At 74.2% G+C, this 8445-nt stretch carries 7 protein-coding genes and 2 pseudogenes; 6 read left to right on the top strand and 3 right to left on the bottom strand.

Annotation, left to right across the window (positions count from 1 at the left end):
• Both F9B16_RS46670 and F9B16_RS51840 read left to right on the top strand, forming a co-directional pair.
• Positions 1–1051, top strand: a pseudogene (locus F9B16_RS46670) (helix-hairpin-helix domain-containing protein); the annotation flags it as partial.
• Positions 1052–1195: 144 nt separating this feature from the next.
• On the top strand, positions 1196–1837 hold the full coding sequence (locus F9B16_RS51840; protein WP_192809339.1) for a hypothetical protein: 642 nt from the start codon (positions 1196–1198) through the stop codon (positions 1835–1837).
• A gap of 67 nt (positions 1838–1904) precedes the next feature.
• Here the strand turns inward: F9B16_RS51840 and fabI are convergent, their stop codons facing one another.
• Positions 1905–2693: an enoyl-ACP reductase FabI gene (gene fabI / locus F9B16_RS46665; RefSeq protein WP_151546706.1), complete on the bottom strand. Its 789-nt coding sequence runs from the start codon at positions 2691–2693 to the stop codon at positions 1905–1907.
• A 5-nt stretch (positions 2694–2698) separates the two neighbouring features.
• The gene (locus F9B16_RS46660; protein WP_151546705.1) at positions 2699–3403 is read right to left on the bottom strand and encodes a beta-ketoacyl-ACP reductase; all 705 of its coding nucleotides are present in this window, start codon (positions 3401–3403) and stop codon (positions 2699–2701) included.
• 238 nt (positions 3404–3641) lie between these two features.
• Here F9B16_RS46660 and F9B16_RS46655 point away from each other — a divergent pair, with 238 nt between their 5' ends.
• Both F9B16_RS46655 and F9B16_RS46650 read left to right on the top strand, forming a co-directional pair.
• The gene (locus tag F9B16_RS46655; protein ID WP_151546704.1) at positions 3642–5141 is read left to right on the top strand and encodes a TldD/PmbA family protein; all 1500 of its coding nucleotides are present in this window, start codon (positions 3642–3644) and stop codon (positions 5139–5141) included.
• A 5-nt stretch (positions 5142–5146) separates the two neighbouring features.
• Complete coding sequence (locus F9B16_RS46650) at positions 5147–6523, top strand: metallopeptidase TldD-related protein (protein ID WP_151546707.1); 1377 nt, start codon at positions 5147–5149, stop codon at positions 6521–6523.
• 176 nt (positions 6524–6699) lie between these two features.
• On the opposite strand, the gene F9B16_RS46645 is transcribed toward F9B16_RS46650, so the two are convergent.
• Positions 6700–6912, bottom strand: coding sequence for a dodecin (locus F9B16_RS46645; protein WP_151546703.1), 213 nt, complete (start codon positions 6910–6912; stop codon positions 6700–6702).
• A 67-nt stretch (positions 6913–6979) separates the two neighbouring features.
• Here F9B16_RS46645 and F9B16_RS46640 point away from each other — a divergent pair, with 67 nt between their 5' ends.
• Positions 6980–7309, top strand: a complete 330-nt coding sequence (locus F9B16_RS46640) for a DUF3099 domain-containing protein (RefSeq protein WP_192809337.1) — start codon at positions 6980–6982, stop codon at positions 7307–7309.
• 402 nt (positions 7310–7711) lie between these two features.
• Positions 7712–8445 (top strand): annotated as a pseudogene (locus F9B16_RS46635) (hypothetical protein); the annotation flags it as partial.

Here is an 8445-nt window from a genome sequence, read left to right as displayed (position 1 = left end):
CGTGCCGACCGAGCGGGCCGCCGCGGACCTCGCCGCCGACCTCGCCGCCGCGCTCCCCGATGCGCTCCCCGATGAGGGGCCGGCGCCGGTGGTGGCGAGCCTGCACCGCCTGCTGGAGCCGCAGGAGGGCGCCGCGGCGGCGCCCGGCGCCGTCGTCTACGGGCGCGGCGAGCAACGGCCCTTCGAGCTGGACCTGATCGTGGTGACGGAGGCGGCGGCGCTCGACGTCGAGCTGTGCGCGGTGCTGGTCGAGGCGTGCCCGGACGGCGCGCACCTCGTCCTGTGCGCCGAGGCCGGCTCGCCGCCGCCCGCCGGTCCCGGCCGCCCGCTGGACGACCTGGAGGCGTCCGAGACCGTCCCGGTCGTCGAGCTGGACGCCGAGCCGCCGGCCGGTCCCGTCGCGGCGCTCACCGAGGCGGTGCGGGGCGGGGAGCTGGCGGCCGTGGACGCGCCGGGCCGCGAGGTGGTGATCGTGCCCGCGGGCGACCCGGCCGAGGCCGTGCACCGGGCGGTGCAGCTGGTCACCGACTCGATCCCCCGGGCGCTCGGGATCCCGGTGGAGGACGTCCAGGTCGTCGCGGCGGCCGCGGGCGGCGAGGCGGGCACCGCGGCGCTGAACGCGGCGCTGAAGGCGCGGCTGAACCCCGGCCCCGGCGCGTTCGGCGGGATGGACCCCGGCGACCGGGTCGTGGTGGCGGCGCCGCTCCCCGTGGCCGCGGTCGGCGAGACCGGCGTGGTGACCGGAGGCGGCCCGCACGGGCTGGACGTGGAGTTCCCCGGCGGCGCGGTGACGGTCGCGCCGGCGGACGCGGCGCGGCTGCGGCACGGGTGGGCGGTGCCGGTCGCGCAGGCGCGCGGGACGCGCCGTCCGGCGGTCGTCGCGGTGCTGGTTCCGGACGGGCTGTCGCGGCCGCTGGTGGCCACGGCGTTCGGGCTGGCGCGCCGGCACCTGTCGGTGGTCCAGGCGGCCGGACCGGCGCTGGCCAGGGCCGTCAAGGAGGCCGGGGCGCGGGAGCGGCGGACGCGGCTGGCGCGCCTGGTGATGCGGTAAAGAAACCGCCGTGTCGCGGTTTACGGTTGGGCGCGCATGGGGCACGATCTGACCCATTGGCGCGCGTTTTGACCGTGACCTCTGTGTCCTTCTTTCGTTGGACCAGCTGTCAACAACAGCATCACCGGTAGGCGGAGGAGCGACATGCCCCAGCGGCTCAGGCGGCTCGGTACGGCTTCGGCCGCGGTCTCGGCGGGCGCCCTGGTCCTGGTCCTGGCCGCGCCCGCGGGCGAGGCGGCGGCGGACACCTGCAAGAAGGGCACCGACCCGGCCAGCACCATCGAGAACTGGAAGTGCAACCTCGGCAACCTGCGCAAGGCGCTGACCCCGACGCCGACGCCCACGCCGAAGCCGACGCCCACCGAGCAGACCAAGAAGCCCGCCGTCCCGAAGGCGCCGGCGCCGAAGAAGACCAAGGCGCCCGCCCGCTCCGGCGGATCCGGCTCGGTCCCGTCGGGCGGCGGCGCGGGGAGCGGGCCGTCCGCGATGACCGGCGGCTCGGGCCTCAAGCCCTACGACGACAAGGCGCCCCTGCCCTCCTCCGGGCTGCCGGGCGTCCTGCCCACCCCGGAGATCGCGGCCGACCCGAACGCCTACCGGGCCGCCCCGGGCAGCGCCGCCATGCCGCAGACGCGCCTCATCTCGCCCGTCGCGTCCTCCGAGCACGAGAGCGATCAGATGCTCTGGGTCGCCGCCGCGGCGGGCGCCGCGGGCGCCGTGGCCGCGCTCAACATCAGCGTCGCGGGACGGTCCCTCCGCCGGTCCGCCGCCGCCCGACGCCGCTGACGCGAACGCGAGAGGCCCCTCCCCCGGCTCGGGGAAGGGGCCTCACCGTTCGCACGGGCCGCGCCGCTTACACGTCCGGCGCGCCGATCGAGTGCAGGCCGCCGTCCACGTGGACGATCTCGCCGCTGGTGGCGGGGAACCAGTCCGACAGCAGCGCCACGCACGCCCGCGCGGTCGGCTCGCTGTCCTTGATGTCCCAGCCGAGCGGGGCCGCCTTCGGCCACAGCTCCGTCATCCCCTCGAACCCGGGGATGCTCTTGGCCGCCATCGTCGCGAGCGGGCCCGCCGCGACGAGGTTGACGCGGATGCCCTGCGGGCCGAGGTACTTGGCCAGGTAGCGGGCGCACGACTCCAGGCCCGCCTTCGCCACGCCCATCCAGTCGTACACCGGCCACGACTTGGTCGCGTCGAAGTCCAGGCCGACGACGGAGCCCCCGCCCTTCATCAGCGGCAGGCACGCCATCGTCAGCGACTTCAGCGAGTACGTCGAGGCGTGCACCGCCGTCGCGACGTCCTCCCACGGCGTCTCGAGGAAGTTGCCGCCGAGCGCGGTCTGCGGCGCGAAGCCGATCGCGTGCATGACGCCGTCGAGGTGGTCGAAGCCGTGCTCGCGCAGGTTGCCCTCGAGCGCGTTCAGCTGCTCGGTGTTCATCACGTCGAGCTCGATGACCGGCGGCGGGTTCTCCGGGCCGGACGGCAGCCGCTTCGCGGTCCGCGCGGTGAGGGTCGGCCGCGGGTAGGCGGTCAGCACCACCTCGGCGCCCTGCTCCTGCGCGACCCGCGCGACGTGGAAGCCGATCGAGGCGTCGGTGAGGACGCCGGTGACCAGGATGCGCTTGCCTTCGAGGATTCCCATGACCGTCAGTGCCCCATTCCCAGGCCGCCGTCGACCGGGATCACGGCCCCGGTGATGTAGGCGGCGTCCTCGCTCGCCACGAACCGCACGGCCTTGGCGATCTCCTCGGGCCGCGCGATCCGGCCCAGCGGGATCGCCGCGGTGATCCCCTTCTGCTGGTCCTCGGTCAGCACCGCGGTCATGTCGGTGTCGACGAACCCGGGCGCGACCACGTTCACCGTGATGTTCCGCGACCCCAGCTCGCGGGCCAGCGACCGCGCGAACCCGACCAGGCCCGCCTTGGACGCGGCGTAGTTCGCCTGCCCCGGCGAGCCGAGCAGCCCGACCACCGACGACACCAGCACGATGCGCCCCGTGCGGGCCCGCATCATGCCCTTCACGCCCCGCTTGGCGACCCGGAACGCGCCGGTCAGGTTGGTGTCGAGCACCGAGGTGAACGACTCCTCGCTCATCACCGCCAGCAGCGTGTCCTTGGTGATGCCCGCGTTGGCGACGAGCACCTCCACCTTGCCCTGCTCCGCCTCGACCTTCGCGAAGGCCGCGTCGACGTCCTCGGCGCTGGTCACGTCGCAGCGCACGCCGAACAGCCCCTCCGGGGGCTCGCCCGACCGGTAGGTGACGGCGACGGCGTCGCCCGCCGCGGCCAGCTCGCGGGCGATGGCCAGGCCGATGCCCCGGTTCCCCCCGGTCACGAGGACAGAGCGACTCATCACGACCCTCTCGTAGGCTGCTTGTGTTCCCGTCTCCGGCGCGCGGCTCGCGGTGCGCGCGGGGCCGCCCGCGGCGGGGCGGCCGCCCCCGGAGTCGCCGTCCTGGGACGACATCGCCTGACCCTAGCGGCCCCCGCGCGGGAACAGGATGTGCCTTACCGACAAGATCCGCACCCCCGCTTTGTTCGCCCGCCCGCACCGGTGGGGCGGAAGCGATCTCCGGGGTAGGTTGCGAAAGGTGCATGACATCGATCCCGCCTTCACCGCGCTGCCGCTGCGCGCGCTGGCCGACGCGGCCCTGACCCGGGCCAGGGAACTCGGCGCCGAGCACGCCGACTTCCGCCTCGAACGCATCCGCAGCCAGACCCTCCGGCTGCACGACGCCGCCCTGGAGACCGCCCTGGACGCCGACGACGTGGGCCTGTCGGTCCGCGTCGTCAAGGACGGCACCTGGGGCTTCGCCGCCGGCATCGACCTGACCGCGGCCGGCGCCGCCCGCGTCGCCGAGCAGGCCGTCGAGGTCGCCGCCGTCGCCCGCGCCGTCAACCGCGAGCCCATCGAGCTGGCGCCCGAACCCGCGCACGGCGAGCGCACCTGGGTGTCCTCCTACGAGACCGACCCGTTCGACGTGCCGACCGGCGACAAGATCGCGCTGCTCGCCGACTGGAGCCGCGGGCTGCTCGCCGACGACCGCGTCGACCACGTCGACGCCACGCTGCTGCAGGTCAAGGAGAACAAGTTCTTCGCCGACCTCGCCGGCACCGTCACCATCCAGCAGCGCGTCCGGCTGCACCCGGTCGTGAACGCCGTCGGCATCGCCGACGGGGTCTTCGACACGATGCGGACCCTCGCGCCGCCCGCCGGATACGGCTGGGAATGGCTGACCGGCGCCCACTGGGACTGGGACGGCGAACTGGCCCGCATCCCCGAGCTGCTCGCCGAGAAGCTCGCCGCGCCCAGCGTCGAGGCCGGCCGCTACGACATCGTCGTCGACCCGTCCAACCTGTGGCTGACCATCCACGAGTCGATCGGGCACGCCACCGAGCTGGACCGCGCGCTCGGCTACGAGGCCGCCTACGCCGGCACCTCGTTCGCCACCCCCGACAAGCTCGGGAACCTGCAGTACGGCTCCAAGGTCATGAACATCACCGGCGACCGCACCACCGAGCACGGCCTCGCCACCATCGGCTACGACGACGAGGGCGTCGAGACCCAGTCGTTCGAGATCGTGTCCGGCGGGCTGTTCACCGGCTACCAGACCGACCGGCGCATCGCCCGCCTCACCGGCGCGGAGCGCTCCAACGGCTGCGCGTTCGCCGACGCCGCGTCCAGCATGCCGATCCAGCGGATGGCGAACGTGTCGCTGCAGCCCGCGCGGAACGGGCCGTCCACCGACGAGCTGATCTCCGGCGTCGACCGCGGCATCTACATCGTCGGCGACAAGAGCTGGTCGATCGACATGCAGCGGTACAACTTCCAGTTCACCGGGCAGCGGTTCTACCGGATCGAGAACGGCCGGCTCGCCGGCCAGCTCCGCGACGTCGCCTACCAGGCCACCACCACCGACTTCTGGAACTCGATGGAGGCCGTCGGCGGCGAGCGGACCTACGTGCTCGGCGGCGCGTTCAACTGCGGCAAGGGCCAGCCGGGGCAGGTCGCGCCGGTCAGCCACGGCTGCCCGTCCGCGCTGTTCCGCGGCGTCAACATCCTCAACACCCTGCAGGAGGCCGGCCAGTGAGCACCATCAGGCCGCAGGAGGCCGTGGAACGGGCCCTCGCCCTGTCCCGCGCCGACGACTGCATCGTCATCGCCGACGAGTCCACCACCGCGAACCTGCGGTGGGCGGGCAACACCCTCACCACCAACGGCGTCACCCGCTCCACCCGGCTCACCGTGATCGCGCTGCGCCGCACCGGCGACGGCGTCGCCGCGGGCGTGGTGTCGCGGTCCGCCGTCGGCGCCGACGGCATCGAGGACCTCGTCCGCGCCGCCGAGGCCGACGCCGCCGGGAACGAGGCCGCCGAGGACGCCGCGCCGCTCGTCGCCGACGCGCCCGCCGCCACCGGCTGGGACGACCCGCCCGCCGAGACCGGCATCGGCGTGTTCGAAGGCGTCGCCCCCGCCCTCGGCGAGGCGTTCGCCGCCGCCGAGTCCGCCGGGAACCGGCTGTACGGCTTCGCCAACCACGTCCAGACGTCGACGTACCTCGGCACCTCCGCCGGGCTCCGGCTCCGCCACGACCAGCCGACCGGGCTCCTGGAGCTGAACGCCAAGGGGGACGGCGGCTCCACCTGGGCCGGCGTCGGCACCCGCGACTTCGCCGACGTCGACGTCCCCGGCCTCGCCGCCGGCCTCGCCCGCCGGCTCGGCTGGGGCGCCCGCCGCGTCGACCTGCCCGCCGGGCGCTACGAGACGATCCTGCCGCCGTCCGCCGTCGCCGACCTGATGATCTACCTGTACTGGTCCGCGGGCGCCCAGGACGCCGCCGACGGCCGCACCGTGTTCAGCGCCCCCGGCGGCGGCACCCGCGTCGGCGAGAAGCTCGCCGGCCTGCCCGTCACGCTGTCCAGCGACCCCGCCGCACCCGGCCTCGAATGCGCCCCGTTCGTCGTCGCGCACGCCTCCAGCCGCGACGCATCCGTGTTCGACAACGGCCTCGCCCTCGGCACCACCGACTGGATCACCGACGGCACCCTCACCTCGCTCACCCAGACCCGGCACTCCGCCGAACGCACCGGACTCCCGCTCACCCCGTCGATCGACAACCTGTCGATGACCGGCCCCGGCGGCGGCGCGTCCCTGGACGAGATGATCGCCCGCACCGAACGGGGACTCCTGCTCACGTGCCTCTGGTACATCCGCGAGGTCGACCCGCAGAGCCTCCTGCTGACCGGCCTCACCCGCGACGGCGTCTACCTCGTCGAGAACGGCGAGGTCGTCGGCGCCGTGAACAACTTCCGGTTCAACGAGAGCCCCGTCGACCTGCTGTCCCGCCTCACCGAGGTCGGCGAGACCGTCCCGACGCTGCCACGCGAATGGTCGGACTACTTCACCCGCGCCGCCATGCCCGCACTGCGGGTGGCCGACTTCAACATGTCAACAGTCTCCCAAGCGAGCTAGACACGTGGGGGCGGAGCCCCCTCGTCCTCGGGGGTGTGGGGGCGGAGCCCCCGCCGGGGGGCGCGGGGGGCCGGCCCCCCGCCGGGGTGAGCGGTGCCTGGAGCGGAGCGCCAGCGGAGCGGAAGGTGCCGCTCACCCCGCCGCGGGGGGTGTGGGGGGTCGCCCCCCCACACCCCTTAGGCGTCTTCTAGGCGGAAACCGACCTTGAGGGTCACCTGGTAGTGCGCCACCTCGCCGTCCTCGATCTGGCCGCGCACCTCCTTCACCTCGAACCAGTCGAGGTGGCGCAAGGTCTGCGAGGCGCGCCTGATGCCGTTGCGGACGGCGGTCTCCACGGACTCCGGCGAGGTGCCGACGATCTCCGTCACCCGGTACGTGCGGTCCGTCATGTCGTGCCTCCCATGTCTTGACCGTCCTGCTGTCGCCTATCGGACTCCATGGGCTTACCGTGGAATGGTGAAGGTCAATCACCATCGGGGGCCGGAGGTCTACACGGTCACCGACGCTCCCCGCCCCATGTCCGAGGACATCGGCCACCGGCAGCGGCGCTACCTGTGGTCGATGGGAGTGCGGACGGTCTGCTTCGTCGGGGCGGTCGTCAGCGTGGTGGCCGGGGCACCGGTGTGGCTCGCGGCGGCCCTGGTGGTCGGTGCGCTGTTCCTGCCGTACGTCGCGGTGATCTTCGCGAACGGCGGCCGGGAGCCGACGCCGTCGGCGCGCTTCGAGGACCACGAGGGCCCCGAACAGAAGCGGGTTTCCGGACAGCGACCGGAAATCGGGTCGTGACATTCTCTTGACTAACCGCGGGGGGTTTCGGTGTACGATTTGTACCGGCGCTCTGGTCCCCCGTCGGAGCGCCCGTGCCGGTGTTCCGGGCCCCCGTCGGAACACCGATGATGCGGCGCCGGGTGGGTTGCCCCCGTATCCACCCGGCGCCGCTTTTCATGTCTCATGGCCTTCACGCCACCGCCCCGATGCCTCGGCTTGACGCCGGCCGGCGGCCTCAGCACATCTCCGCGAAAGCGCAAGTCCCGGCGCTGGCCTGCTCCGGCCACGAGCCGAAACCCGGCCGGTCCGAACTTTTTGCCCGCTGATCCGTGCGGATCGTCCCGCGGCCGATCCGGACCGGGTCCCGCGTGCGTACTGCCCCCTGGGTGAACGCCATCCCCGCGCCAGAGGGGAGGTCCCGTGGACCCGGGTTTTCTGCTGGACGGCCGGTACCGCATGGAACGGCGCCTCGCCCGGCACGGCCGGACGCAGGTGTGGTGCGGGCGCGACGCGCTGCTGGAGCGGCGCGTCGCCGTGACGTTCCTCGCGGTGGCGCCGTCCGAGGGCGCGCTGCGAGACCGGATCAGGGACGCCACGCGCGCCGCGGCGTCTCCGGCGCATCTCTGCGCGGTCACCACCTACGACTTCGGCGAGGAGGAGGGGACGGACGGCGGCGCGCTGATGTACGTCGTCACCGAGTTCCTCAGCGGCGAGACCCTCGCCCGCCGCCTGACGCGGGGCCTGCCGGCGCCCCAGGAGGCCGTGGACGTCTGCGCGCGGGTCGCCGAGGCCCTCGCCGCCGTCCATGCCTGCGGGGCGGCGCACGGGGCGCTGACGACCTCTGAGGTGTTCCTCACCGCGGACGGGGTCAAGCTGCTCGGCCTCGGCCCGGCGGGCGCGCTGGCCCGTGCCGGGACGCGCGCTCCGGAGGCGACCGGCGGCGCGGGCGACGACGTGCGGGCGCTCGGGGAGATCATCGCCGCGTGCCTGGCGGACGGCTCCGACGGCGCCCCGGACGGGATCGCCGCGCTGGCGGCGCACTGCCGCGAGGGGGACGGGCGGCCCTCGGCGGCCGACGCGGCGCGCTTCCTCGCGGCTGCGGCGGACGGCACGTCCGCGGCCCGGACACGCGTTCTTCCCGCCGACGCCGAGCG

The sequence above is a fragment of the Actinomadura montaniterrae genome (assembly GCF_008923365.1).
Lineage (GTDB): Bacteria > Actinomycetota > Actinomycetes > Streptosporangiales > Streptosporangiaceae > Spirillospora > Spirillospora montaniterrae.
Note: the sequence above shows the minus strand (reverse complement) of the source record. Positions and strands in the feature narration are given on the sequence as shown.

Bases quoted from the DNA above. Each gene is read 5' to 3' on its own strand.
- fabI (WP_151546706.1), bottom strand. From the start codon at position 2,693: ATGGGAATCCTCGAAGGCAAGCGCATCCTGGTCACCGGCGTCCTCACC.
- F9B16_RS46645 (WP_151546703.1), bottom strand. From the start codon at position 6,912: ATGACGGACCGCACGTACCGGGTGACGGAGATCGTCGGCACCTCGCCG.
- F9B16_RS51840 (WP_192809339.1), top strand. From the start codon at position 1,196: ATGCCCCAGCGGCTCAGGCGGCTCGGTACGGCTTCGGCCGCGGTCTCG.
- F9B16_RS46660 (WP_151546705.1), bottom strand. From the start codon at position 3,403: ATGAGTCGCTCTGTCCTCGTGACCGGGGGGAACCGGGGCATCGGCCTG.